Source organism: Paenibacillus sp. JJ-223, from assembly GCF_927798175.1.
GTDB classification, from domain to species: Bacteria; Bacillota; Bacilli; order Paenibacillales; family Paenibacillaceae; genus Paenibacillus; species Paenibacillus hubeiensis.
The window spans coordinates 1-26662 of the sequence record NZ_CAKMMP010000018.1; the positions used below are offsets into that span (position 1 = coordinate 1).

Annotated in this window: 22 protein-coding genes, 1 rRNA gene and 1 riboswitch; of the genes, 21 read left to right on the plus strand and 2 right to left on the minus strand. The window is 53.1% G+C overall.

Features of this window, described 5'->3' with window-relative positions:
• Positions 1–49: 49 nt before the first annotated feature.
• Positions 50–166, plus strand: a 5S ribosomal RNA gene (rrf, locus tag L6H98_RS25965).
• Positions 167–513: 347 nt separating this feature from the next.
• A complete protein-coding gene (locus tag L6H98_RS25970) occupies positions 514–1518 on the plus strand; it encodes a ketoacyl-ACP synthase III (RefSeq protein WP_236420593.1) in 1005 nt (334 codons plus the stop codon).
• A 135-nt stretch (positions 1519–1653) separates the two neighbouring features.
• Here the strand turns inward: L6H98_RS25970 and L6H98_RS25975 are convergent, their stop codons facing one another.
• Positions 1654–3591, minus strand: coding sequence for an amidase family protein (locus L6H98_RS25975; protein WP_236420594.1), 1938 nt, complete (start codon positions 3589–3591; stop codon positions 1654–1656).
• 368 nt (positions 3592–3959) lie between these two features.
• Between L6H98_RS25975 and L6H98_RS25980 the strand changes: the two genes are divergently transcribed.
• The gene (locus L6H98_RS25980; protein ID WP_236420715.1) at positions 3960–6089 is read left to right on the plus strand and encodes a DNA topoisomerase III; all 2130 of its coding nucleotides are present in this window, start codon (positions 3960–3962) and stop codon (positions 6087–6089) included.
• A gap of 70 nt (positions 6090–6159) precedes the next feature.
• On the opposite strand, the gene L6H98_RS25985 is transcribed toward L6H98_RS25980, so the two are convergent.
• The gene (locus L6H98_RS25985; protein WP_236420595.1) at positions 6160–7344 is read right to left on the minus strand and encodes an AraC family transcriptional regulator; all 1185 of its coding nucleotides are present in this window, start codon (positions 7342–7344) and stop codon (positions 6160–6162) included.
• A 228-nt stretch (positions 7345–7572) separates the two neighbouring features.
• On the opposite strand from L6H98_RS25985, the gene L6H98_RS25990 reads away from it, so the two are divergent.
• From L6H98_RS25990 to L6H98_RS26075, 18 genes are all read left to right on the plus strand, one after another.
• Positions 7573–8490 carry an ROK family protein gene (locus L6H98_RS25990; RefSeq protein WP_236420596.1) on the plus strand — a complete coding sequence of 306 codons (918 nt, stop codon included), beginning with the start codon at positions 7573–7575 and terminating at the stop codon, positions 8488–8490.
• 113 nt (positions 8491–8603) lie between these two features.
• Entirely contained in the window at positions 8604–8741 is a 138-nt protein-coding gene (locus tag L6H98_RS25995; RefSeq protein ID WP_236420597.1) for a hypothetical protein, read from the plus strand.
• A gap of 125 nt (positions 8742–8866) precedes the next feature.
• Positions 8867–9130: a DUF1294 domain-containing protein gene (locus L6H98_RS26000; protein WP_236420716.1), complete on the plus strand. Its 264-nt coding sequence runs from the start codon at positions 8867–8869 to the stop codon at positions 9128–9130.
• Positions 9131–9229: 99 nt separating this feature from the next.
• Positions 9230–9664, plus strand: a complete 435-nt coding sequence (locus tag L6H98_RS26005) for a universal stress protein (RefSeq protein ID WP_236420717.1) — start codon at positions 9230–9232, stop codon at positions 9662–9664.
• Between the two features lie 260 nt (positions 9665–9924).
• Positions 9925–10026, plus strand: a riboswitch (purine riboswitch).
• A gap of 163 nt (positions 10027–10189) precedes the next feature.
• Positions 10190–10675, plus strand: a complete 486-nt coding sequence (gene purE, locus L6H98_RS26010) for a 5-(carboxyamino)imidazole ribonucleotide mutase (protein ID WP_236420598.1) — start codon at positions 10190–10192, stop codon at positions 10673–10675.
• The gene (gene purK / locus L6H98_RS26015; RefSeq protein ID WP_236420599.1) at positions 10672–11868 is read left to right on the plus strand and encodes a 5-(carboxyamino)imidazole ribonucleotide synthase; all 1197 of its coding nucleotides are present in this window, start codon (positions 10672–10674) and stop codon (positions 11866–11868) included. The genes purE and purK overlap by 4 nt, the downstream gene beginning before the upstream one ends.
• Complete coding sequence (gene purB, locus L6H98_RS26020) at positions 11865–13163, plus strand: adenylosuccinate lyase (RefSeq protein WP_236420600.1); 1299 nt, start codon at positions 11865–11867, stop codon at positions 13161–13163. The genes purK and purB overlap by 4 nt, the downstream gene beginning before the upstream one ends.
• A gap of 224 nt (positions 13164–13387) precedes the next feature.
• Positions 13388–14263 (plus strand): phosphoribosylaminoimidazolesuccinocarboxamide synthase, encoded by an 876-nt coding sequence (locus L6H98_RS26025; RefSeq protein WP_236420601.1) that lies wholly within the window; start codon positions 13388–13390, stop codon positions 14261–14263.
• A gap of 276 nt (positions 14264–14539) precedes the next feature.
• Positions 14540–14785 (plus strand): phosphoribosylformylglycinamidine synthase subunit PurS, encoded by a 246-nt coding sequence (gene purS / locus L6H98_RS26030; RefSeq protein ID WP_236420602.1) that lies wholly within the window; start codon positions 14540–14542, stop codon positions 14783–14785.
• A gap of 4 nt (positions 14786–14789) precedes the next feature.
• A complete protein-coding gene (gene purQ, locus L6H98_RS26035) occupies positions 14790–15479 on the plus strand; it encodes a phosphoribosylformylglycinamidine synthase subunit PurQ (RefSeq protein WP_236420603.1) in 690 nt (229 codons plus the stop codon).
• Positions 15457–17700 carry a phosphoribosylformylglycinamidine synthase subunit PurL gene (gene purL / locus L6H98_RS26040; protein WP_236420604.1) on the plus strand — a complete coding sequence of 748 codons (2244 nt, stop codon included), beginning with the start codon at positions 15457–15459 and terminating at the stop codon, positions 17698–17700. The genes purQ and purL overlap by 23 nt, the downstream gene beginning before the upstream one ends.
• Positions 17685–19163, plus strand: a complete 1479-nt coding sequence (purF, locus tag L6H98_RS26045; RefSeq protein ID WP_236420605.1) for an amidophosphoribosyltransferase — start codon at positions 17685–17687, stop codon at positions 19161–19163. The genes purL and purF overlap by 16 nt, the downstream gene beginning before the upstream one ends.
• Entirely contained in the window at positions 19151–19600 is a 450-nt protein-coding gene (locus tag L6H98_RS26050) for an immunity 26/phosphotriesterase HocA family protein (protein ID WP_236420606.1), read from the plus strand. The genes purF and L6H98_RS26050 overlap by 13 nt, the downstream gene beginning before the upstream one ends.
• A 58-nt stretch (positions 19601–19658) precedes the next feature.
• A complete protein-coding gene (gene purM, locus L6H98_RS26055; RefSeq protein WP_236420607.1) occupies positions 19659–20699 on the plus strand; it encodes a phosphoribosylformylglycinamidine cyclo-ligase in 1041 nt (346 codons plus the stop codon).
• A complete protein-coding gene (gene purN / locus L6H98_RS26060; RefSeq protein WP_236420608.1) occupies positions 20699–21319 on the plus strand; it encodes a phosphoribosylglycinamide formyltransferase in 621 nt (206 codons plus the stop codon). Before purM ends, purN begins: the two co-directional genes overlap by 1 nt.
• Before the next feature lie 240 nt (positions 21320–21559).
• A complete protein-coding gene (gene purH / locus L6H98_RS26065) occupies positions 21560–23107 on the plus strand; it encodes a bifunctional phosphoribosylaminoimidazolecarboxamide formyltransferase/IMP cyclohydrolase (RefSeq protein ID WP_236420609.1) in 1548 nt (515 codons plus the stop codon).
• Between the two features lie 409 nt (positions 23108–23516).
• A complete protein-coding gene (gene purD / locus L6H98_RS26070; RefSeq protein WP_236420610.1) occupies positions 23517–24782 on the plus strand; it encodes a phosphoribosylamine--glycine ligase in 1266 nt (421 codons plus the stop codon).
• Positions 24783–25286: 504 nt separating this feature from the next.
• A complete protein-coding gene (locus L6H98_RS26075; protein WP_236420611.1) occupies positions 25287–26612 on the plus strand; it encodes a hemolysin family protein in 1326 nt (441 codons plus the stop codon).
• Positions 26613–26662: the final 50 nt, after the last annotated feature.

A 26662-nucleotide genomic window follows, 5' to 3' on the forward strand; every position in this document is an offset into this window, starting at 1 on the left:
GGGTACATCACTTGATGTGCGGATCGTTTTTCAATCCAAAGCAAAATCGTTTGGTGGCGATGGCGGAGGGGTTCCACACGTTCCCATCCCGAACACGACTGTTAAGCCCTCTAGCGCCGATGGTACTTGGACCGCAGGGTCCTGGGAGAGTAGGAAGCCGCCAAGCGAAGAACCACTGCCGATGTCATCGGCGGTGGTTTTTTTGTTTAAACTAGCAGCCCAATAACTTAATTGGGCTGCTTTTTTTATTAAGAATCTTGTGCATCATTTGTTTTTGATGGAGCTGGACTCGGGCGTTGATCCTGTTCTGCAAACGGGTAATGCATGATCAGAGGCTCTTTAAGACATTACATATAATATTTATAAAGAGAACGTAATTTATCGTTGCTTCTTGGAATAGGTAACAGTATTGTAATGCCAATATGGCATGACTAATTAATCGATGATAATTTTAGTACCAGATACTAATAGTTGGTGCTATAATAGTGAAAACACACTAACGGAGGTGCTAGCATGTTGCAGTCAAAAGCTAAAATCACCGCATTTGGAACGTATGTCCCAGAGCGCATTCTGAGTAATGCGGATTTGGAAAAAATGGTCGACACAAACGATGAATGGATCGTTCAGCGGACGGGCATGAGAGAGCGCCGCATCGCAGCTGAGGATCAATTTGTTTCGGACCTTGCCGTCAAAGCGGTGGAGGATATGATTCAACGCTACGGGGCAGACGTTCAAGACGTAGATATGATTCTGGTGGCGACGAGCACGCCAGAGTATCCTTTTCCCAACACGGCTTCAAGAATTCAGGCAAAACTAAATATTCCGCAGACAGGAGCGATGGATTTAAGCGCAGCATGCGCGGGTTTTGTATATGGTCTGCAACTGGCAGACAGCCTGATTACGAGCGGGATGTATCGCAAGGTGCTAGTGGTTGGCACGGAGACGTTATCGAAAATTACGGATTATACGGATCGTTCCACGTGCATTTTGTTTGGCGATGGGGCGGGGGCATTTTTGTTGGAACGGACCGAGGGGAAAGGAAATTCCCTTGCAGCGTTGTCCGGAACGCAGGGCGAAGGCGGCATACACGTTTATAGCAGCGGGCTCTCTTCCGAAATGGACGGCGTATCTCTTCAGGGGAATGGCAGTCTCGTGCAAAACGGCAGAGAGGTCTATAAATGGGCTGTGCGTCTGATCCCGGAACAATTGCCGAAATTGATTGCCAAAGCCGGATTGCAGGCAGAGCAAATCGACTGGTTCGTGCCCCACAGCGCTAACCTGAGAATGATCGAAGCGATGTGCGAGCGCGGCACGATTCCCATGGAACGTACGTTGACCAGTGCAGAATATCGGGGCAACACGTCGGCAGCTTCCATCCCGCTGGCCATCCAGCTTGCCGTGGATGCAGGGAAAGTAAAACAAGGACAGCGACTTGCTTTATTTGGATTTGGAGGCGGACTAACTTATGCTGGCCTTGTGGTGGAATGGGGAGTTCCTGATTTGGCTCAGCAAAGCTAAAGGTTGCATTGATTCGAGGAAAAATGAGTGTTAATGATCAAACAATGGTCAACTAAAAAAGTACACTTCACTGTGTTAAGAGTGAGGTGTACTTTTTTTTATGGAATGATTTTGTAATTAGTCCGTCATAACAGTTTATGGCGTGAATTTAGGTGCTTGGCGGTGGTGCGTTCCTTGCTCGTAGCTGTACGCCAGCTTGATCAGCGTACCTTCATCAAAGGCACGGCCAAGGAATTCCATACCTACGGGCAAACCTTCGCTGGTGAATCCGGCAGGCACGGTGATCGCCGGGAAGCCGGAGAATGGACTCAACCGGTTGTTGCCGCCGGAATTTTGTCCTTCGCCGATGACGCCCGCAGCTTGCGTGGATGTAGGATAAATGATGGCATCCAGATGATGGTCGGCCATCACTTTCAACAAGGAATCGCGAGTCAGCTGCGTACGTTTCAGTACGATATCCTTGTATTCGGTCGTATCGAGCGTGGCTCGCGCATCTCTGGCTTTCATGGATTGCTCTTGGGACTTATCGAACTGACCGGAAGCGATGATCTCGGACAGGCTGTGGTAAGGAGCTTCGTCTCCCAACGATTCCAGATAGTCATTCAATTGGAATTTGAACTCGTATCCGCTAAGGCTCGGGTACTTGTTAATTTCCGCAAGGTTCGGAATTTGGATCGGCACAGCCGTCGCACCCAGCGGCTCCAGTTCTGCCACGGCATGGTTGATGACGTCGGCCACTTCTTTTTCCTCGGCTTTGGTGCTAGGAATCAGCTCGGTGGCTACGCCGATGCGTGCACCCTTCAACCCGTTCACATCCAGATAATCCGTGTAGCTGGAAGGAATACGGCCGACGCTGTACGCTGTGGCCGAGTCTTTTTTGTCATAGCCGACCGTGGCGTCAAGCATGATCGCAGCATCGCTGACGGTGCGTGCCATCGGGCCGCCCACATCCTGGGTCAGCGCAAGCGGAATGATGCCGTCGCGGCTGGACAAGCCGATCGTTGGACGAATGCCGACCAGGCTGTTGAAGCTGGATGGGATCCGAATGGAACCGCCCGTGTCGGTACCCAGTCCGGCTGCGGCAAAGTTCGCGGCAATGGCTGCGCCCGTACCGCCGCTGGAACCGCCCGGATAGTGATCCAGTGCATAAGGATTCAGCGTTTGTCCGCCAAGCGAGCTGGAGGTGGTGATGCCAAAGGCGAATTCATGCAGGTTGGTTTTGCCCAAAATGATGGCCCCGGCATCTTTCAAACGTTTGACTTGCTCCGCATCCGTCGAAGGCACGGAATCTTTCAGGCAAAGGCAGCCCGCGGTTGTCGGCATGTCGTTGGTATCGAAGTTGTCTTTGACCAGCACCGGTATGCCGTGCAGCGGTCCGCGTGCGCCCTTCGTTGCGCGCTCCTCATCTAGAGCTTCGGCGATGTTCAGCGCTTCCGGATTCAGCGTCAACACGGCTTTGAGGCTGACGCCTTGATCATCGTATTTTTCGATCCGGTCCAGATACTTCTGAACCAGCTCTTTGGAGGTGATTTTTCCCTGCGTCATGGCAGCCTGAATCTCAGTAATCGTGGCTTCTTCCAGGACAAAAGGTTTGATGTAGTCATAAATGCGGTCTTTCAAGACGGCAACGTCATTTTCCGTTAATACCGCATTGGGCAGAAACAAGGATTCGGTGTACCCTTTCATCAGGCCCGCCTGGTTCAGGGCGCTTACGGCGCCAGCATAATCTGCATCATCCGGTACGTCCTTGAACGTCTCGGTCGCAGGCTCCAGCTTCAGCCATTGTTGCAGCGCCTTTGCCGCGTCCTTGCGTTTGACGGTTGTGCCCATAGGCGTGTGCATGGAAAAAGGAACGCCTGCAAGTGTTGCGGCTTCTTCCATCGCTTTCACAAAGGCTGCTGCCGTAGCAGGAGCTTTCCCAGCCGTTGCTGCTGCTGTTTTGCCCGCAGGTACGGTTGTGCTGGCCGCTGCCGCTGCCGATGGAGCCGGGCTTCCAAAACCGGTGGCGAGCACTGCGCCTGCAAGAAGCAAGGCTCCTGTTTTTTTCATCATGGCTGATTGTTGATAACTCATGCCTTCACGCTCCCTTTTCTGAAAAAATCTGAAGATGTGCGATGGATCGGTGATCTATTTATTGATCCATTCTAATTATATGTTAGATATTCTAACAACATTTATATTTATTCAAAAAAACGCATACATAATGTTGTTTAATCTGTCATTCTTCGAATAGCTTTGATTCTCTTTCACCTAAAATAAAGTTGGGATTCGCTGATATTTGTAATGTTATCTAACATTATAGTGGTGGTAAAAATTTAGGAGATTGGAATAAGGAGAAGATGAGGAGGCAGACGGATGTTGTGAAATGTTATAATGGACAGGATGGGAAAAACACGCCCCGAACGGGGAATTATGTGCTTCACGGGAAAGGAAGAGATCGATTGAAAACGTTGGTGCTCGCAGAAAAGCCTTCTGTCGCACGCGAGATTGCCCGAGTAATGGGCGCGCGTGATAAACATAAAAGTTACTTCGAAGGTCCGAAATATATCGTAACCTGGGCGCTGGGCCATCTGGTCGGCCTAGCCGAGCCGGAGGATTACGACAAAAAGTATGCCACCTGGAATCTGGAGGATCTGCCGATTCTGCCGGAACGCGCCAAGCTGAAGGTGCTCAAGGAGACGAACCATCAGTACAAAGCGGTGCAGCAGCTCATGAAACGCCAGGATGTCGGCGAATTGATCGTTGCCACCGATGCCGCGCGGGAAGGGGAACTGCTGGCCCGCTGGATCATGCAGATGGCGCAGTGGAAAAAGCCGTTCAAACGGCTGTGGATTTCCTCCCAGACCGATAAGGCGATCAAGGAAGGTTTCGCTTCGCTGAAGCCGGGCAGCCAGTTCGACCGTCTCTATGAGTCTGCGCGCTGCCGGGCCGAGGCTGACTGGATGATCGGGCTCAACGTGACGCGCGCATTGACTTGCCGCTTCAATGCCCAATTGTCCGCAGGCCGGGTACAGACGCCAACGCTGGGTATGATTATGGACCGCGAAAATGAAATCAACCGATTCCGTTCCGAGGAATATGAGACGTTGACCGCGGACATGGGCGGTTTCCAAGCGACGTGGAGAGCTTCGGGCGGGGACGCGCGCATTTTCGACAAACAGCAGACCCAAGCGCTCAAGAAACGGGTTGAAGGCCGAGCCGGTGTGATTGCCCAAGTCAAAAAGAGCGAAAAAGTCGAGCCGCATCCGCTGGCTTACGACCTGACCGAACTTCAAAGGGATGCCAACCGGAAATACGGTTTCTCGGCCAAGCAAACCTCCAACGTGCTTCAACGCCTGTACGAGCAGCACAAACTGGTGACATATCCGCGGACGGACAGCCGTTACTTGACTTCGGATATGGCCGGCACGCTCAAGGAGCGTTTGGAGAGCGTGGCGGTGGGGCCTTATGCCGCGCTGGCTCGTCCTCTTTTGCGCAAAAGCTTGAATCTGACCAAACGCATCGTGGACGACAGCAAAGTGACGGATCACCATGCCATTATCCCGACGGAACAGACAGTGCTGCTCAACCAGCTGAACCCGGAGGAACGCAAGCTGTACGATCTGATCGTGCGCCGTTACATCAGCCTGTTCTACCCTGCGGCTAAATACGATTCGGTGGCAGTGACGGTAAAGGTTGGCGAGGATTCCTTCCATGTGAAAGGAACGACCGTGAAGGATAGCGGTTGGCGCGAAGTCTACGGGTCCGATTATACGGACGACGAAGACGAATCGGCGGACGATTCGCTGGACCAGGAGCGTGCGCTTCTGCCGGAGGTGCACCAGGGCCAGAGCGTGACGATCCAGCGCTGCCACATCAAAAGCGGGCGCACCATGCCTCCGAAACGGTACACGGAAGCCGCGCTGCTGGCGCAGATGGAAAAACACGGACTCGGCACGCCGGCTACGCGCGCGGACATTATCGAGAAGCTGGTCAGCTCCGACACCATCGATCGCCAAGGCAACAGCCTGCACCCGACAGGCAAGGGCAAACAGCTGATCGAACTTGCTGCGCCGCAACTGCGCACGCCTGAGCTGACCGCCCGTTGGGAAGCCGAATTGGAGCGCATCGCGAGGGGACAAGGCAAGCCCGAGCCTTTCCTGCAGGGCATCCGTACGATGGCACGGGAGCTTGTATCGACCGTCAAGGGGAGCCAAGCCGAGTACAAACCGCATAACGTGTCAAACAGCCACTGCCCGGACTGTAATGCAAGGTTGCTGGAGAAGAAGGGCAAGCGGGGAAGGTTCCTCGTTTGTCCGACAGAGGATTGCGGTTATCGCCGTTCGGCAGAGAAACAGCTGTCCAATCGCCGTTGTCCGCAGTGCCACAAAAAGATGGAGCTGAAGGAAGGCAAAGCGGGAATGTTCGTGCGCTGCCTGCCTTGCGGCATTACCGAGGTGCTGGACAAGGACAAGAAACATGTGAACAAGCGCGAGCAGCAGAAGCTGGTGAAGCAGTATTCCAAACAGGAGAGCCTGGGCTCGAACCTTGGCGACCTGCTGAAAGCAGCGCTGGAGAAAAAGGGCGAATAGGTTTTAGACTAGACGCGGATCTACGCTCTTGGCCCAATAGGATGCATGATGCGGTCGGCCGCATTCGCCGTCAGGACGTTCTGGCGGCAAAGCGGTCGCGGTATTGTTTCGGCGTGACGCCTGCATGCTTTTTGAATATTTTAATGAAATAACTTTGGTCGTGGAAGTTCAACAGGGGATAAATCTCGCTGAGACGATAGTCGGTAAAAACGATTAAATGTTTCGCTTCTTCAATCCGCTGTTTTTGAATGAACGTCTTGAGAGCCTCTCCCGTCTCGTCCTTGAATTTCCTGGACAGATAGGAGGGGCTCATTTTGACATGCGCTGCCAGTGTGCCTAAATCGAGGTCCTCATACAAATGCTCAAGAACATACTCCTGGCACATCAGGATATCCCTGGAAAAATGGGCTCGCTGAACGCGTTCCACCCGTTCCGTGAATTCAAGCAGGATCTGTTCCAACACAGGCTGAATGGAATCGATGTGAGGCATGCTTTCCACGTATTGAATGAACGTGTCGCTAAGCGTCAGTGCCACTTCCGAATACAATCCCCCCTCAATCGCTGCACGGGTGCCCATCGTAATGGCCGCGATGATGAGGTTTTTTTTGCTGCGCAAATTGTCGGTTTTGGACAAGGTCCCATAGATTCCGTCCATGTTCACATGCTGGTTCAAGTAACGGAGCATCTTGACTTTGTTCCCCAGACGGATTTGTTCGAAAATCTTTTTCTCTGCCAGATAGGACTTATGGTAAAGGCTGTTCTCCCTTTGTTCCATGAGCGATATCTCGAGCGCATCCGCTTTGTGTTCTTCGTTCGGAAGCTGATCGTCCTCCAGTCTTTCGTTGTACAGAAGATAGTGCAATAGCGATGCGGTATGGATCAGTTGTCCGGGATCGGGCGGCTGCAATATTGCAGGCTCCAGGTGCTGGTCCATCGGATGAGGGTCCAAAAACTTGCGATAATTGGGCCACAGGATGAGACGGCCCTCGCCCATTTCGTGAGTGGTTAGGGGCATGACGATCATTTGATCCGCCTGATTGTTGATATTCACCAATTGTATCGGTTTCCGGAACTGGACGGATTGGATGGAGTGCAGCAGATCGGCAGGCGCCTTCTTCAGGTTCGAACGGGAAATGCGAAACCCGCCAAAAGACCACAGCTCATCCGAGCCGGGATACATATAAAAGACGGGAACGCGAGTGGCGTTTGCAACCAATTGAGAGGCCTGTTCAAGGGAAGTGATGGAGATCGGCATAAGATTAGAGCCTCCTTGTATGCACGAAGTCGAAAAAACACCTTTTTTCGCAAATAAATACCATAAATATAAGAGAGATCATTTTATATTTCAAGGGGACGTGCCATGAAGGTTTGGATGTAAAGCCAACCTTGGATATCCGTGTGCAACAGTTTGCATGATATGACTTAAGAGATAAGTGATAAGTACCTTTTGAGCCTTGAACTTAAATGCGGGGAGTCGATAAAGATGTATTTGGTTGTGGACATTGGCGGTACATTCGTGAAATATGCGTTGATGAGTTCCGGAGGGGAAATCCTGCATAAAGATAAACGCCATGTGGGCAGAACAAACCTGCAGGAGCTGGAAGATGTGTTATATTCGGTAATTGACGCACAGGACCTGTCCGACATTAAGGGCATCGCCCTGAGCTGTCCGGGAACGGTCGATGTGGATACGGGCGTCATCTACCACGGGGGCAGCTTTCCGTTTTTGCATGAAGTGAATTTGCGGAAAATGATTCATGATCGATACGGAATCGAAGTATCCATCGAAAACGACGGCAAATGCGCGGCCCTGGCCGAGCTGTGGCTCGGCAGCGTCCGCCATGTGAGCAATTCGATCGTGCTTGTCCTGGGCAGCGGCATCGGTGCGGGGATCATCGTGGACGGCAAACTGCATCGGGGAGCGAACCTGTCTGCCGGAGAAGTCAGTTACATCATGAGCGACGTGGCTCCGGTAACGCGGGAGGCGACGTATTTTGGCCTGGAATGCTCGGCGGTGGAAATGGTGCGTACCATCGGCATGATGAAAGGGTTGGAAGACCCGACGGATGGCGAAGCCGTGTTTGAATTCATTGTGAACAAAGACCCTGAAGCGGCAAAAGTTTTTGATAACTACTGCCTGAACGTGGCTGCACAGATCATGAATTTGCAATATGTCCTTGATCCGGACCTGTTTGCCATCGGGGGCGGAATCAGTGCCCAGCCTATCCTTATCGAGCGCATTCGGTGGGGTATCGACGAAATCAAACGAATCAACCCGTTCCATATGGCAAATCCCCAAATTACGGCCTGCGCATTCAGAAACGATGCCAATCTGTATGGAGCATTATATCATTTCATCGTGCAAAGGGATCTGAAGACGCGCAGCGCTCGGACATCATAACGCGTCGTTCGGAACTGGACGGGCTCAGGATAACGCAGCGGGGAGCACTGGCCAGAACGTCTGAATAAGTTACCTCTTTTTCAGGAAACGTAACGGTGGGAGGTGACTTGCAAATGCCGTATCATAAGCCGGAAAAGATTCATAATCAGCAAAACAAAGACAGTATTAAGGAAGAAAGCATCGGTGCGCGCCCGCAAAAAGCAGGCAAGAGAGTGCCCAGCCTGAACGGGATCCCGAAACAGGAATCCTAGGATTGCATCTCGCGGCTCATCGGCTGCCCGTAAAAAGGAGAGGTCAAGCTTTGTAGTTTGGCCTTTCCGGGATTATAATGAGGGTACAGGGAGATGTCCCGGGTTAGGGGGGCCGCTTGCAACATATGCAAACCGGAATCATTGTATGGTTTATTTTCATTAACGTGGTCGGATACCTCGTCATGTCGGATGACAAAAAAAGAGCCCAGCGCCGGAAGGACCGCACCCCGGAACGAACGTTGTTCTTGCTTGCCTTTATCGGCGGAGCGTTGGGTGTATGGATCGCGATGTACCGCAAAAGGCACAAAACCAAACATCCCAGTTTCGTGATCGGAGTACCGCTGCTGTTGTTCCTGAATGCAGTCATTTATGGATATTTTCTTTGGTAGACAAGCGGGACCTACCGAGGCTAAGGGCATGTTGCCTGTGATTCAATCGCTTGCGCAAGGTTTAAAGGGTGTTACATAACAAGGAAGGGACGGATGTTCATGTTATTCTCCAAAATTTTGGTTGCCTATGACGGTTCCAAAGCTTCAAACAAGGCTCTTGATCGTGCCATCGAGCTGGCAAAGGCGTCACCGGGGGCCGTAATAGATGTCGTCCATGCCTATGATTTTCCGCGCGTATTTATCGGTGAAGGACTGGCACCGCTGCCGCCATCGCTCAATAACGATTATTACAATCTGGCGGTGCAGACGACGGATGAGGCGAAAGAGCGTATCAAAGCTGCAGGCGTGACGGCAAATGTCGACCTGATCCAAGGGGCCGCTGCCGAGGTGCTGCTGGATTATGCCAAAGAGAACGGTTCCGACGTGATCGTGATCGGCAGCCGGGGGCTCGGCGGGATTCGCGAATTCGTACTGGGCAGCGTAAGCCATAATGTCGTGCAGCATGCCCGGATCCCTGTTCTTGTCGTAAAATAATGGTTTGTTCAATAGTGGAAAACGCCTTGCGGCGTGTGGGCCGGCTTTCTTCCTTCATGGAGAAGCCGGCTTTTCCGTTTTTTTCATAAGATAGACTGGTTTGATGTGGCTCGTTCAGTAATTTCCGAACATTAGATTTGTCAATATGTTAAATGTTCGTCTTTAAGTTGACATTCCTTGTAGGGGATTGTTAGAATGTTAGATGTGTCGATCAGATGAAAAAATGGTCGAACTGGTGCGAAAGTTTGGATTCATAATTCAATGACGAAATGATATTTGCTCGTATAATGCCGGGGATAGGGCCCGGAAGTTTCTACCTGGGAACCGTAAATTTCCGGACTACGAGGAGATACGGCTGTGAGTCGCATGCATTCCGATGCGGACAGCAAGCCCCCTTTTGGTATGCCCAAATGCTGGCGGCGTATTTCCTGGAGTCCGGTGTCCGGAGAAAATGTGATGTTTTCGCGGGTAGCGGACTTTTTGTTGTTTTAAACCAAAACGATCAGACGGGAGTGGAGTGAATTCATGTCAGTTCAGGTTGCTGTGATCATGGGCAGTAAGTCGGATTGGGAGACGATGGAGCATGCGTGCGAGGTGCTGGACGAGCTAGGGATCGGTTACGAAAAAAAGGTGGTATCCGCGCATCGTACGCCGGATTTGATGTTTGAATACGCCGAGCAGGCGGCCGGCAGAGGCTTCAAAGTCATCATTGCCGGAGCTGGCGGAGCAGCGCATCTTCCAGGCATGGTCGCTTCAAAAACGATGCTTCCGGTCATCGGCGTGCCGGTGCAATCCAAAGCGCTAAATGGTCTGGATTCCTTGCTGTCGATCGTGCAAATGCCTGGCGGCATTCCCGTGGCCACCGTGGCCATCGGCAAAGCGGGAGCGACGAACGCGGGACTGCTGGCTGCGCAAATGATCGGGGCATTCGATCCGGAAGTGCAAAGCCGGAGCGAAGCTCGGCGGGAGCGCATCAAGCAGGAAGTGCTCGAAAGCAGTGATGAGCTATGAGCGGAACGGAAAAAAGTAAAAACGGATCGCAGCATCGGGTGATGCTGCCTGGACATACGACGATCGGCATTCTTGGCGGGGGCCAACTCGGCCGCATGCTAACGCTTGCCGGTACTGCAATGGGATATCGCTTCATTACGCTGGATCCGGCGAAGGACGCTCCGTGCGGGCAGGTAGCCCGGCAGATCGAGGCCGGTTATGCGGATGAAGGAGCGGCGCTGGAGCTGGCTCGCCAATGCGATGTCATCACCTATGAGTTCGAAAATGTGGATGCGGGCGTAGCTGCCCTGCTTGAAAGGGAATCCTACGTACCGCAGGGAAGCAGCTTGCTTTATACGACGCAGCATCGACTCCGCGAAAAGAGAGCCATTGAAGCTGCAGGGGTCCGCGTTGCCCCTTATCGCGAGATTACGAGCGCGGACACGATGCAAGCAGCGGTTGGCGAACTGGGCGTGCCTTGCGTGCTCAAAACCGTTACCGGCGGCTATGACGGCAAAGGACAGCGCGTTATCCGCGATGCGGCCCAGGCTTTGAAAGCCTATGAGGAACTTGCAGCCACGGGAGCAGAACTCGTGCTGGAGCAATTCATCAAGTTCGATTGCGAGATTTCCGTCGTGGTCGCGCGCAGCACGGCAGGAGAGATCAAAACGTTCCCGCCTGCGGAGAATATTCATGTGAACAACATTTTGCATGCTTCTATCGTTCCGGCGAGAGTCCCTGCCGACATCCAGCTGGAAGCGCAAAAATTGGCCGCCGCGGTCGCGGAATCGATGGAGGCGGTTGGGCTGCTCGCCGTCGAGATGTTTGTGGCGGCGGATGGAAGGTTGTATGTGAACGAGCTTGCACCAAGGCCGCACAACTCGGGTCACTACACGATGGAGGCTTGCGCCACGTCCCAATTCGAACAGCATATTCGCGCGATTTGCGGATTGCCGCTCGGAGATACGACGTTGCTTAGTCCGGTGGTCATGGTCAACGTGCTCGGGGAACATCTGGAACCGGTCATCGAGAGAACGGGCGCGCCGGATGGCGATGCCATTGAACTGGGTGTTATCCCCAAGCTTCATATATACGGAAAAACCGAGGCGAAAACAGGACGGAAGATGGGGCATGTCAATCTGCTTTGTCACGATGTTGAAGAAGGATTACAATGGATTGAACAAACTACGATTTGGAGGAATACAAATTCATGATCGAACGTTACAGCAGACCTGAAATGAGAGCCATCTGGACGGAAGAAAACAAATTCAAAGCATGGCTGGAAGTCGAAATTTGCGCATGCGAGGCATGGGCGGAACTGGGCGTCATTCCTAAAGAAGATGCAGCGCTGCTGCGCGAGAAGGCTACTTTTGACATTGACCGGATTTACGAGATCGAGCAAGAAACGCGCCATGACGTGATCGCATTCACGCGTACCGTATCCGAAAGCCTGGGCGATGAGCGGAAATGGGTTCACTACGGCCTTACATCCACGGACGTCGTGGACACGGCACTCGGCTATCTGCTCCGTCAAGCAAACGAAATCCTGGAGCGCGACATCGTGAACTTCATCGACATTTTGCGGGAAAAGGCACTGGCATACCAACACACGCCAATGATGGGACGTACGCATGGGGTACATGCCGAGCCGACGACGTTTGGTTTGAAAATGGCCTTGTGGCACGAAGAGATGAAGCGTAACCTGGAGCGTTTCCGCCATGCGGCAGACAACGTGCAATACGGCAAAATTTCCGGCGCGGTAGGCACGTACGCCAACATCGATCCGTTCGTGGAAGAGTTCGTTTGTGCAAAGCTCGGTACGAAAGCCGCACCAATCTCGACCCAAACGCTGCAGCGCGACCGTCATGCGGAATACATGGCGACGCTCGCCCTGATCGCTACATCGCTGGACAAGTTCGCTACAGAAATCCGTGCATTGCAGAAGAGCGAGTTCCGCGAAGTGGAAGAAGCTTTTGCCAAAGGTCAAAAAGGTTCTTCGGCCATGCCGCACAAACGCAATCCGATCGGCAGCGAAAACATCTCCGGCCTGTCCCGCGTCATTCGCGGACACATGGTATCGGCATACGAGAACGTTACGCTGTGGCATGAACGCGACATCTCGCATTCTTCCGTCGAGCGCGTCATCCTGCCGGATGCAACGATGCTGCTGAACTACATGCTGAACCGTTTCGGCAACATCGTAAAAAACCTGACCGTGTTCCCGGAAAACATGAAACGCAACATGGAGCGCACGTATGGCGTGCCGTTCTCCGGCCGCGTCATGACGAAGCTGATCGACAAAGGCTTCAGCCGCGAGCAGGCGTACGATACCGTTCAACCGCGTGCGATGCAGGCATGGGAAGAGCAGCGTCAGTTCAAGGACATCGTGAAGTCCACACCTGAAATTACCGAGGCGCTGAGCGAAGAGGAAATTGAAGATGCGTTCAACCCGGCGTGGCACCTGAAACACGTTGACACGATCTTCAAAAAGCTTGGCCTTGCCAACTAATCAAAAATATAAGCTCATTATGAGTTCACGCAGAAACGGAGAAGGCAGAAAAACCTGGAGAAGCGAAGCGGTCGCCTTTATCCCCGGATTTTCACTTTGCAAACGTGTGATTCGAAAAATCCGGGGATAACAGCGATCGGAGGGTGTTCTGCATTCGTAGTGGCAAGCGTGATTAAGGGAATGAGCTTATATGTTTACCATCTCCTGAAAGAAGGTGAGCCTTCATGGCGCTGTCCACTGCGGCAGATCTTGTTAAAGCTCCATTGTTGTATAAAGGCAAAGTACGCGAATTGTACGATTTGGGAGAACACTTCCTGATCGTTGTGACGGACCGGATTTCGGCTTTCGATTACGTGCTGGAGCCGGCGGTACCGGAGAAGGGCAACGTGCTGAACAAACTCAGCAGCTTCTGGTTCGAGCTGACGGGCAGCATGATGGAAAACCATGTCGTTCATACCGACGTAAGCCGATTGGGCGATATCGTAACCGAACCCGAATTGCTCAAGGACCGCATCATGGTTACCCGCAAAGCGGAACGCATCGACATCGAATGCGTGGTGCGCGGCTACATCACCGGCGGCGGCTGGAGACAATACCAGCAAACGGGCGAAGTCAACGGCATCAAGCTGCCGGAAGGCCTTCGCAAAAATGACAAGCTGGCGTCCCCGATCTTCACCCCGGCAGCCAAAAACGACGTGGGGCATGACGAGGATATCCCGATGGAGCGCATGAAGGAACTGGTAGGCGACGAGCTGGCGGTGGAGCTTCAGGAAAAAAGCCTGCGGCTGTACGAATTCGCCCGCGACTACTGCGATCAGCGCGGCATCATCCTGGCGGATTGCAAATTCGAATTCGGCATCGTGGATGGCAAGGTCATCCTGATCGACGAAATATTCACCCCTGATGCATCACGCTTCTGGGCAAAGGAAAACTACGCGCTCGACATCGAGATCGACAGCATGGACAAAGAACCGGTGCGTGCGTATCTGTCAGGCACGGATTGGGACAAGAACAGCCAGCCAGACCCGCTGCCGCAAGAGGTGGTTGAGGCAACCACCGCCAGGTACGTCGATATTTACAACCGTTTGACGGCAAACTAACAATAACCTTTATCGGACTACTTGCAAATTTATATCCCTAACGTAAATGGTTTAGCCTTTAAAACTCGCATGAACTAGCGGAGGAGAAGATTTGAGCTGGAGAAGCGGAGCGTTCGCCTTTGCAACCGGAATGGTTCCTTTGAAAAAGGAGTCAATTAAAAACCTTCCGGGGGCAACAGCGATCGAAAGCCAAACTTCTCCGGAGCAAGCGCCAACGCCACTTTTAACAGCATAAAGCATTTATCCCGTTCATTACTGAGGAGGAACTGAAGGATTATGATCAAAGCAACCGTCTATGTCACTATTAAGCAAAGCGTACTCGACCCGCAAGGCGTGGCAGTTCAAGGAGCGCTGCATTCCATGGGTTTCAATGAAGTGGAAGCCGTAAGAATCGGTAAAGTCATGGAGCTGAAACTGGATACGAACGATCGTGTCGAAGCGGAAAGCCGTCTGAAAGTGATGTGCGAGAAGCTGCTCGCCAACACCGTTGTTGAAGATTACCGCTACGAATTGGAGGGTTAATCCCATGAAATTTGCAGTTCTTGTGTTCCCCGGCTCCAACTGCGATATCGATTGCTACAAAGCCGTAGAAGAGGCGATTGGTCAAGAAGTGGATTATGTGTGGCATACGGCAACGGACTTGTCGGCCTATGATTGTATCCTTGTTCCGGGCGGTTTCTCTTACGGGGATTACCTGCGGTGCGGAGCGATCTCCCGGTTCGCCCCGGTCATGAATGAGGTAGCGAAGGCTGCGGCAGCAGGCAAATACGTGCTGGGCATTTGCAACGGGTTCCAAATTTTGACGGAAGCAGGCTTGCTGCCGGGTGCACTGATTCGCAATATGTCCCTGAAATTCCGTTGTCACGATACAGTATTGAAAGTGGCTAATGCAAATACGCCGTTTACCCGCGATTATGCGGCTGGCGAAGAGATCATCATCCCGATCGCACACGGCGAAGGCAACTATTATTGCGATGAAGAAACGCTTGCCAGCTTGAAGGCGAACAACCAGATCGTCTTTACGTACGGCGACAACCCGAACGGTTCCCTGGCGGACATCGCGGGGATTTGCAACGAAGCAGGCAACGTGGTCGGCATGATGCCGCATCCGGAGCGCGCGGTGGATTCGCTGCTCGGCTCGGAAGACGGCAAACGTATGTTTACATCTATTTTGAAAGCATGGAGGGATCGACATGACGCAGCAGCTATCCGCTAAGGAGCCAACGGCAGAACAGGTCGCAGAACATAAACTATATGCACAAATGGGCGTATCCGACAGCGAGTACGAGCTGATCTGCGAGTTCATGGGACGCAAGCCGAACTATACCGAAATCGGCGTGTTCAGCGTGATGTGGTCCGAGCATTGCGCGTACAAAAACTCCAAGCCGCTCCTGCGTCGTTTCCCGACGAGTGGCCCACGCGTCCTGATGGGTCCGGGCGAAGGCGCCGGGATCGTGGACATCGGCGACAATCAAGCGGTTGTGTTCAAAATCGAGAGCCATAACCATCCTTCCGCGGTCGAGCCTTATCAAGGTGCGGCAACAGGCGTTGGCGGTATCATCCGTGACATTTTCTCCATGGGCGCAAGACCGGTGGCCTTGCTAAACTCCCTTCGTTTCGGCAAATTGGAGAGCGATCGCGTGAAATACCTGTTCGAGCATGTCGTTTCGGGTATTGCCGGATACGGTAACTGTATCGGGATTCCAACGGTAGCCGGGGAAGTGATGTTCGACGAAAGTTATGAAGGCAATCCACTCGTCAATGCAATGTGCGTAGGTTTGATCGATCACGACAAAATTCAGCGCGGCGTAGCCAAAGGCGTAGGCAACCCGGTGTACTATGTCGGTCCTCCAACAGGACGCGACGGAATTCACGGCGCAACGTTTGCTTCGGTGGAGCTGACGGAAGAATCCGAATCCAAGAAGACAGCGGTTCAGGTCGGCGACCCGTTCATGGAAAAACTCGTCATGGAGTCCTGCCTTGAACTGATCGACACTGGCATCGTGCTCGGTATTCAGGATATGGGTGCTGCAGGACTGACTTGCTCCAGTGCGGAAATGGCAAGCAAAGCGGGCAATGGACTTGAATTGTATCTGGATCAGGTGCCGCAGCGGGAAGAAGGCATGACGCCTTACGAAATGATGCTGTCCGAGTCCCAAGAGCGCATGCTGTTCGTCATCGAACCGAAGGATGAAGCGCAAGCGCTGGAAATCTTCGAGCGTTGGGGCGTCATCTGTGCGAAGGTCGGCAAAGTAACGGACGACGGCCGCCTCAAGCTGTTCCATCACGGCGAGGTTGTCGGCGACATGCCGGTAAAAGCGCTCGTGGACGAGTGTCCGGTGTACGACAAACCATCCACGGTACCCGCATACTACGAGCAAAGTGCTTCCATCGACACGCTTCGTTACGACGAAGTGACGGACCTTGGCGGTGCGTTGAAACAAGTGCTGGCTTCGCCGACCGTGGCGAGCAAAAAGTGGGTGTATGACCAGTACGATTACATGGTGCGTACAAGCACGGCCGTTCGTCCAGGTTCGGACGCGGCAGTCGTAACCATTCACGGCACGCGCAAAGGCCTGGCGATGACGACGGATTGCAACGGACGTTACGTGTATCTTGATCCGGAAGTAGGCGGACGCATCGCGGTCAGCGAAGCAGCGCGCAACATCGTTTGCTCCGGTGCGGAGCCGCTGGCCCTGACGGACAACCTGAACTTCGGCAGCCCGGAGAAACCGGACATTTTCTGGCAGATGGAAAAAGCGGTGGACGGCATGGCTGAAGCTTGCCGCGTGCTCGATACGCCGGTAATTGGCGGTAACGTCAGCTTGTACAACGAAAATGCCAAGGGTGCCATTTACCCGACGCCGGTGGTCGGCATGGTAGGTCTGGTGCATGACGTGGATCACATCACGACGCAAGGGTTCAAAGCTGAAGGCGACGTCATTCTCCTGCTCGGCGAGACCAAAGCCGAACTGGGCGGCAGCGAGCTGCAATACGTCGTTCACGGCACAACGGAAGGCCGTCCGCCGGAGCTGGACCTGAACAAGGAAAAAGCATTGCTCGGCACGGTGCTCGAAGCGATTCAATCCGGCCTCGTTCGCTCGGCGCACGATTTGTCCGAAGGCGGTTTGGCTGTAGCGCTGGCGGAATCTTGCATCAGCGGCAAGCTGGGAGCTCAAGTGAATGTCGAAACGTCGCTGCGCGGCGACCATGCATTGTTCAGCGAAAGCCAGTCCCGGATCTTGTTGTCGGCTGCGCCGGAGCAAGCCGGCAAGCTGGAAGCTTTTGTACGTGAACGCGGCGTTCCGGTTGCTGTCATTGGACGCGTTGAAGGAAGCAACCTGACGATTGAAGTGAACGGAACAACAGCCGTGAATGAACCCGTAGGAGGTTTGACACAGGTCTGGGAGGATGCGATTCCATGTCTCATGAACTGACGACAGGACAATTGTGGACAGGCGATTATTACAACCAAGGGTCCGGCAAGGAAGGACTCGACAAATTGAAAGAAGAATGCGGCGTATTCGGGGTGTTCAAGCACCCTGACGCGGCTTCCCTTTCTTATTACGGACTTCATGCCCTGCAGCACCGCGGGGAAGAAAGTGCCGGAATGTGCGTCAGCGACGGCAATGAGTTTCATTACCATCGCGGCATGGGATTGGTCAAAGAAGTATTTACGAAAGACCTGATGCAGACGCTCAGCGGCGACATCTCCATCGGTCACGTCCGGTATTCCACCAGCGGCGACAGCAAGCTGACGAATGCGCAGCCCTTGGTGTTCAAGTATCGCGACGGCGATTTGGCGGTTGCCACAAACGGAAACATCGTGAACGCACCGACCATTCGGCGCGAGCTGGAACAGAGCGGTTCCATTTTCCAGACGACCAGTGACACCGAGGTGATCGCGCATCTGATCGCGCGGTCGCCAAAGGGCCTTGTCGAAGCAGCAAAAGATGCGTTCCAGCGCATCGTTGGCGGATATGCGTTCCTCATCATGACCAACGACAAGCTGTTGGTCGCTTCCGATCCGCACGGTCTGCGTCCGCTGACGATGGGACGTTTGGGCGATGCCTATCTGTTTGCGTCCGAGACATGCGCGCTTGAAACGATCGGCGCAGAATTGATTCGCGATATCGAGCCCGGCGAACTGCTGATCTTGGATGCGGACGGTTTGCACGAGGACCGTTTCGATCATCACAAGCACCGCAAGGCGCTGTGCGCGATGGAATATATCTACTTTGCGCGTCCGGACAGCGACATGAACGGGGCGAACCAACACGCGGCCCGCAAACGGATGGGAAGCCGCATGGCCCTGGAAGCGTTCGTTGATGCAGACCTGGTGACCGGCGTGCCGGATTCCAGCATTTCCGCAGCCATCGGTTATGCCGAGCAAACGGGCATCCCGTATGAGATGGGCATGATCAAAAACAAGTATACGGGCCGTACGTTCATCCAGCCAAGCCAGGAATTGCGCGAGCAAGGCGTGAAAATGAAGCTCAGCGCCGTACGCCGCGTGGTGGAAGGTAAACGCGTAGTCATGATCGACGACTCCATCGTTCGCGGAACGACTTCCCGCCGGATCGTAAACATGCTTCGCGATGCGGGAGCTGCCGAGGTCCATGTGCGGATTACGTCGCCGCCGTTCAAGAATCCGTGCTTCTACGGCATCGACACGCCGGACAGCCGCGAATTGATCGCGTCTTCCCTGTCGGTGGAAGAGATTTGCCGCGAAATCAATGCGGACTCCCTGGCCTTCCTCAGTCCGGAAGGACTGATTGCATCGATTCAGGGCAACAACGAAAGTGATTACAAAGGTGGCTTATGCCTCGCTTGTTTTGATAACGACTATCCGACCCGTCTCGATTTCGGCGGCGAAGAGAAATTCGGATGCAGCTGTTAAACATGTTGAAACGGATAACGTATCACGAAGGCGATATCTTCCTTCTTCCGATGGAGGACGGCCGCACGGCGATCTGTCAGGTCGTGTGCGCGCTCAGAGGTCGGTTCAAAAAGGCGTTTTCATTTGGCGTTATTCGCATTCAGCCTGACGAAACCGCCGAGCTGAGGGACGGTGACTTCCTGCCATATACGTTCGGCAAGCGGCGGAGCAGCGTCATTTTCGCTTCGCCGGCCTATATCAGAAGTGGAGATTGGAGGATCATTGGCAACATTCCTCTGACGCAAGAAAAAGAACAACTGAAAGTGTTTGAATGCGCCGGGCATTTATATTGCGGGGATGAGTATGTTCGGCATTTGCAGCAGGAGGAGTACGGCAAGTTCAACACGCTGGGTGTGGCCGGTTTTGAATTGGTGCAAATTCATTTGTCAGGGATGTAACGGTGGCAAGAACGATTGGAAATGTGATCTATAGAACCAGATGAAGGGTGCGATGGTAGTGTCAGAAGCATACAAAAATGCCGGTGTCGATATCGCGGCAGGTAACGAAGCGGTAGAACGGATGAAAAAACACGTGAAGCGGACCTTCCGTCCGGAAGTGATGACCGACCTGGGGGGATTCGGCGCCCTGTTTGGCTTGAACAAAGACAAATACGAAGAGCCTGTGCTCGTATCCGGCACAGACGGTGTAGGGACCAAGCTTAAAATCGCGTTTGCCATGGACCGCCATGATACCATCGGGATCGACGCCGTGGCCATGTGTGTGAACGACATCGTCGTGCAGGGTGCGGAACCTTTGTTTTTCCTCGATTATCTGGCCTGCGACAAGGTTATTCCCGAGAAAATTGAAGCTATCGTGGCCGGGATCGCCGAAGGCTGCCATCAATCGGGTTGTGCGCTGATCGGCGGCGAAACGGCGGAAATGCCGGGCATGTACAGCGAGGGCGAGTATGATATCGCCGGTTTCACGGTAGGTATCGTGGACAAGGCAAAAATCATCAACGGCTCTGCGATTGCGCCTGGAGACACGGTGATCGGACTGGCGTCCAGCGGCGTGCACAGCAATGGATTTTCCTTGGTGCGCAAGCTTCTCCTCGAGAAAGCCGGACTTGGCCTCCAGGATCACATTGAAGAGCTGGGCGGCAAGCTCGGCGACGTTATTTTGGAGCCAACCAAAATTTACGTCAAACCACTGCTTTCCTTGCTCGAAAAAGTAAACGTCAAAGGCATGGCCCACATTACGGGCGGCGGGTTCATCGAGAACATTCCGCGGATGCTGCCAGGCAGCGTGAACGTGGATATCGAATACGGCTCTTGGCCGATCCTGCCGATCTTCGACTTGCTTCAGAAAACGGGCGACGTTTCGAACCGCGACATGTTCACCACGTTTAATATGGGAATCGGTCTGGTGCTCGTCGTGAACGAGGCGGATGCTGCTCAGGCTCTGGAAGAGCTGAAAGCATCCGGAGAGGAAGCATACGTCATCGGCCGTGTAACTGAAGGGGATGCACGAGTAACCTTCGCGGGAGCGGATGTTTAATGGCTCAATACCGCATTGCCGTATTTGCTTCTGGCGAAGGGACGAACTTTCAGGCCTTGGTCGATGCGGCACGGAACGGGGAGATCGAAGCTTCCGTTGACCTGCTGGTCTGCGACAAGCCTGCTGCACGGGTCGTGCAGCGGGCCGAAGAGGCGGGCGTGGCTTGCCATCTGTTTACGCCGAAAAACTATGCATCCCGCGAAGACTACGAAACGGAAATCGTGGATGTGCTGGAATCCAGAAACATCGATCTCGTCGTCCTGGCCGGCTACATGCGCCTGCTGACTTCGGTCATGGTGGATCGGTATGCAGGCCGGTTAATCAACATCCATCCGTCCTTATTGCCGGCTTTTCCCGGCAAGGATGCGATCGGCCAGGCAATGGATTATGGCGTGAAGGTGACGGGGGTTACGGTGCATTTCGTGGATGGAGGCATGGATACCGGGCCGATTATTGCCCAGCATCCTGTACCGATTTTGCCTGGGGATACGCCGGATTCGGTTAGTGATGCCATTCATGCTGCCGAGAAGCAGCTCTATCCTGAAGTGGTGTCCTGGTTCGCCCAAGGTTTGGTCCAACTTGAAGGCCGTCAGGTTACGATTCAATCACGAATGGATTAAACGGATAAGCGGACATTTTGGTACATTGACGCCGAATAAGCGCGTATCAGAGAAATGATGGATTTTTGCGCATTCTGCGGCGTCAGGATTTGATCATCGCAAGAAATTTCCCGTGAGTGGCGGTCTGTCTTCTATGAAAGCACGGCAATCGACGTTTTCTAATATTTCTCGGGAAATAAATCGGCTCACGTTTCACCAAGAAGCGCGTGGAGTCCGGAGACAATAAAGGAGGAGCAAATTGTGAGTATCAAAAGAGCGCTGGTCAGCGTATGGGATAAAACGGGGATCGTGGATTTTTGCCGCGAGCTGTCGCAAATGGGCGTGGAAATTATTTCGACGGGTGGTACAAGCAGCCTGTTGGCAGAGGAAGGCGTGCCTGTCATCGGCATTTCCGACATTACCAACTTCCCTGAAATTATGGATGGCCGGGTTAAAACCCTGCATCCGGCGGTTCATGGCGGATTGCTCGCAGTTCGTGACAACGAGGAGCACACACGTCAGATGGAGGAATTGGGCCTGGGCTACATCGACTTGGTCGTCGTGAACCTGTACCCGTTCCAACAAACGATTGCGAAACCTGACGTATCCTATGAAGATGCGATCGAAAATATCGACATCGGCGGTCCAACCATGCTTCGTTCCGCTGCCAAAAACCATGCTTTTGTCACCGTCGTCGTAGATGCGGGGGATTACGGCAAAGTATTGGAAGAAGTACGCGGCAATGGAGATACGACATTGGAAACGCGCAAACAGCTCGCAGCAAAAGTGTTCCGCCACACGGCGGCTTACGATGCCCTCATCTCCGATTATCTGTCCAATATCAATGGTGATCCGCTTCCGGAGCGCCTGACGGTGACTTACGAGAAAATCCAGGACCTGCGTTATGGCGAAAACCCGCATCAACAAGCGGCATTCTATCGCAAACCGCTGGCAGCAGCCGACACGCTTACATCTGCCGAGCAATTGCACGGCAAAGAGCTGTCTTATAACAACATCAACGACGCGAATGCGGCGCTGCAAATCGTCAAAGAATTTGAAGAGCCTGCGGTGGTCGCGGTTAAACACATGAATCCGTGCGGCGTGGGCGTAGGCGCGAGCATTTTCGAAGCTTACGGCAAAGCCTATGCGGCTGACCCGACTTCGATCTTCGGCGGCATCGTCGCAGCAAACCGCATTATCGACAGCGATACGGCCGCGAAGCTGAGCGAGATTTTCCTCGAAATCGTGCTCGCGCCAGACTTTACCCAAGAAGCTCTCGAGATTTTGACGAAAAAGAAAAATATCCGCTTGCTCAAAACCGGCGAGCTGAGCGCGGCGCGCCATCGCGAAAGCCAGTTCGTTGTAACCTCCATCGACGGCGGCATGATCGTGCAGCAAAGCGATGTTCACTCCATCGAAGCAACCGAGCTGCAGGTCGTGACGGATCGTGCCCCTTCCGAAGAAGAAATGAAGCAGCTGCTGTTCGGATGGAAAGTGGTGAAACACGTCAAGTCCAACGCGATCGTGCTTGCAGCGAATGACATGACCGTGGGCGTAGGCGCAGGGCAAATGAACCGTGTCGGCGCAGCCAAAATCGCGATCGAACAAGCCGGCGATCTGGCCAAAGGTGCCGTGCTCGCATCCGATGCGTTCTTCCCGATGGGCGATACGCTGGAGCTTGCGGCAAAAGCTGGCATCACAGCGGTCATTCAGCCGGGCGGTTCCATCAAAGACGAGGAATCCATTAAAGTGGCGAACGAATACGGCATTGCCATGGTCTTCACGGGCGTGCGCCATTTCAAACACTAGAATATAAACGTCACAATGAAGATGAACAAGCATTCCCGGCTTGTTCATCCTCATTTTCGGCTTAAGGTACGATGCCTGACGACACTAGCGGCCGAATGTGTTTGGACGGGGAACGAGTTGTTTACGAAGTGTACTTCTATATAAGTTGAACTAGACATTTACACGATAACGGAGAGGGCAGAAAGAATCTGGAGAAGCGAAGCGGTCGCTTAAAAGCTTTCTATAAGAAAGCTGCATCGGAAGCATAAGCTTCACCGGATTTTCCCTTTGAAAAAAGGGGATCAAAAAAATCTGGGGATAACAGTGATCGGAAGATCGTTCTGACCACGTAGTGAATCCGTGTAAAAATCATCGGTTCAACTTATATAATTTGAATTGATCCTGTTATTTTCATGGAGGGGAACAACGAATGGATATATTGGTCGTAGGCGGCGGAGGCCGCGAACATGCCATCGTGTGGGCTTTGGCTAAAAGCCCCAAAGCAGGCAAAATTCACTGCGCGCCGGGAAATGCCGGCATTGCCGAGCTCGCCGAATGCCACCCGATCGCGGTGCATGAATTCGACAAGTTAACGGCACTCGCCGTGGAACTTCAAGTGGGCCTGGTGGTCATCGGACCGGATGATCCGCTGGCTGACGGCATCGTGGATGCGTTTGATTCGACAGGCATTCCCGTATTCGGCCCGCGCCGCAATGCGGCAGAGATCGAAGGAAGCAAAACGTTTATGAAGGATCTGCTGCACAAATACAGCATTCCGACGGCGGCGTACGAGAAATTCGACAATTACGAGCAGGCGCAGGCGTATCTTGATCAGCAGCCTGTCCCGATCGTCATTAAGGCGGACGGGCTGGCTGCAGGAAAAGGCGTGACGGTTGCCCAGTCCCGCGAGGAAGCCAACCAGGCGCTGCGCAGCATCATGGTGGACAAGGTGTTCGGCGAAGCCGGAGCCAAGGTCATCATCGAGGAATTTCTGGCAGGCCAAGAAATGTCGATTCTGGCGTTTGTCGACGGGGAAACCGTTCGTCCGATGGCGGCGGCCCAGGATCATAAGCCGGTATTCGACAATGACGAGGGACCGAACACAGGCGGCATGGGAACGTATTCGCCACTGCCGCATATCGCTTCCTCGATCATCGAAGAAGCGGTGGAAACGATCATCAAACCGACGGCCAAGGCAATGGTGGCCGAAGGACGCCCGTTTCGCGGGGTGTTGTTCGCGGGACTGATGATCACGCCGGACGGCAGACCGAAGACGATCGAGTTCAATGCCCGCTTCGGCGATCCGGAAACGCAAGTGGTATTGCCTCGCCTGAAGAGCGATCTGCTGGACATTTTCTGGGCTACCGTGCACGGCAAGCTGGCGGATATCGAGATTGAGTGGAGCGACGAGGCCGCTGTGTGCGTCGTGCTGGCATCCGGCGGTTATCCTGGCCCTTACCCGAAAGGCATCGTGATCGAAGGTCTGGATCAAGTACAGGATGCCGTCGTATTCCATGCAGGCACGGCTCGCGGCGAGAACGGCGAGTGGCTGACGAACGGCGGTCGCATTCTTGGCGTCGTCGGCCTGGGTGCGGACATCGCAGAAGCCCGGGACAAAGCATACACCGAGGCGGATCGCATCCGTTTCGAAGGCAAACATCAGCGTTCCGACATTGCGGCCAAAGCGCTGGTATAGTGATCGAAATGTGAAAGAAAGCCCAGAAGACAAAACGTGTCAAAAACGTTTTGCATCTTTTGGGCTTTCTGCATCGTATAGATAAGTTAAAGATGTTTGGCGAGTGATTGAGCCTTTTAAGTTCTAGAACCATAGGTCATATATATAAGAAAATATCTACATATAGCTGAGGAATTGTGAACAAAATAGTGAACGGATCGATGGAACATTGGCCCAAACCATAACGTGCAACTGGATGGTTTGGTGAAAAACATGCTATACTACTCTGAAATAATGAATATGTTTTGGCGAGGAGGTGGATATCCATTGGGTAGGCGATACTGCATACTGTCGAGATGGCTGATCTAGGTTGGCCCCTATGACTTTTCGATTTCATATAGCTTGTAGAACCCATGGTGAAATATTTTTTTGAATAATACAGCCTGTTCTTTGTTAACTTCATGAAGTTAACGGTTAGCGCTGTAACTATATCTGGAGGTGAATCCCTGTCTACCGGGGAAGTCATTGGACATAATTACCGTCATTAATTTGGCATTACTCATTTTTTTGATTGCAGCAACTGCATTTTTCGTAGCATCCGAATTCGCTGTGGTTAAAATTCGGCCGTCACGCGTGGATCAGCTTGTGGCTGAGGGGAACAAAAAGGCCGTGTTGGCCCGTAAAGTCGTTTCGGATCTGGATTATTATCTCTCGGCGTGTCAATTGGGAATCACGGTCACGGCACTCGGTCTTGGCGCTTTGGGTAAACCCGCGGTGGAGAGATTGTTGTACCCGGTGTTTGATTGGCTGAGCATTCCGGCGTCGTTCTCATCGGCAGCTTCCTATGCCATTGCTTTTATACTCGTAACCTTCTTGCACGTTGTTGTCGGGGAGATGGCACCGAAGACGCTGGCCATTCAGTTTGCCGAAAAGCTGACCTTGTTGCTTTCGCCGCCGCTGTATTGGTTCGGGAAAGTGATGTATCCGTTCATCTGGGCGCTCAACGGCGCTTCCCGCGTAATCCTTCGTATGTTCGGCGTCAAGCCGGCAGGGCATGAACAGGCTTACTCCGAAGATGAAATCAAGATCATCATGAACCAAAGCTACGAAGGGGACGAAACCAGCCAGACCAAGCTGGCCTACCTGGAAAATGTATTTGTGTTCGACGAGCGTGTCGCCAAGGACATTATGGTACCGAGAACCGAGCTCGTCACGCTGGATCAGAGAATGAATTATGATGATATTATTCCTTTATTGGATGAATATAATTATTCCCGTTACCCCGTCACCGAAGACGGCGACAAGGACCGGATCATCGGCGTGGTCAACGTGAAAAAGATTTTGCCTGACATGGTTGCCAGCAGGGAACATCAGCTTGTTGATTTTCTGCGCGAAATCCCATTTGTATCCGAGCTCACCAGCATCCAGGACGCCATGATCAAAATGCAGCAAGAGCGGGTTCATATGGCCGTTGTTGTTGACGAATATGGAGGTACGTCCGGGATTATTACGATGGAGGACATCCTGGAAGAGCTTGTTGGCGAAATCCGGGATGAATTCGATGCCGACGAGGTCGCGGACATTCAGGAAACCGGGGATCAGAAGTATCTGATCAATGGACGTGTGCTTTTGGATGAGCTGGAGAGGCAATTCGGCCTTCAGTTCGAAGGCAATGAAGAATTGGATACCGTCGCAGGCTGGATTCAGTTTCAAAAGGGTGTGCAGGTGGAGAACGGCGACATCGTGGTACAAGGCGAATATGTCTGGACCGTGGTCGAAGCCGACAACTTCCAGATCAAACAACTGATGCTGGAACGTGTGGCGAACGTTGAAGCCGAGCAGCAAGCCTGATCTTTTTCGGAATAATCACATGTTCACATTAAAAATACGATGGTAAAACT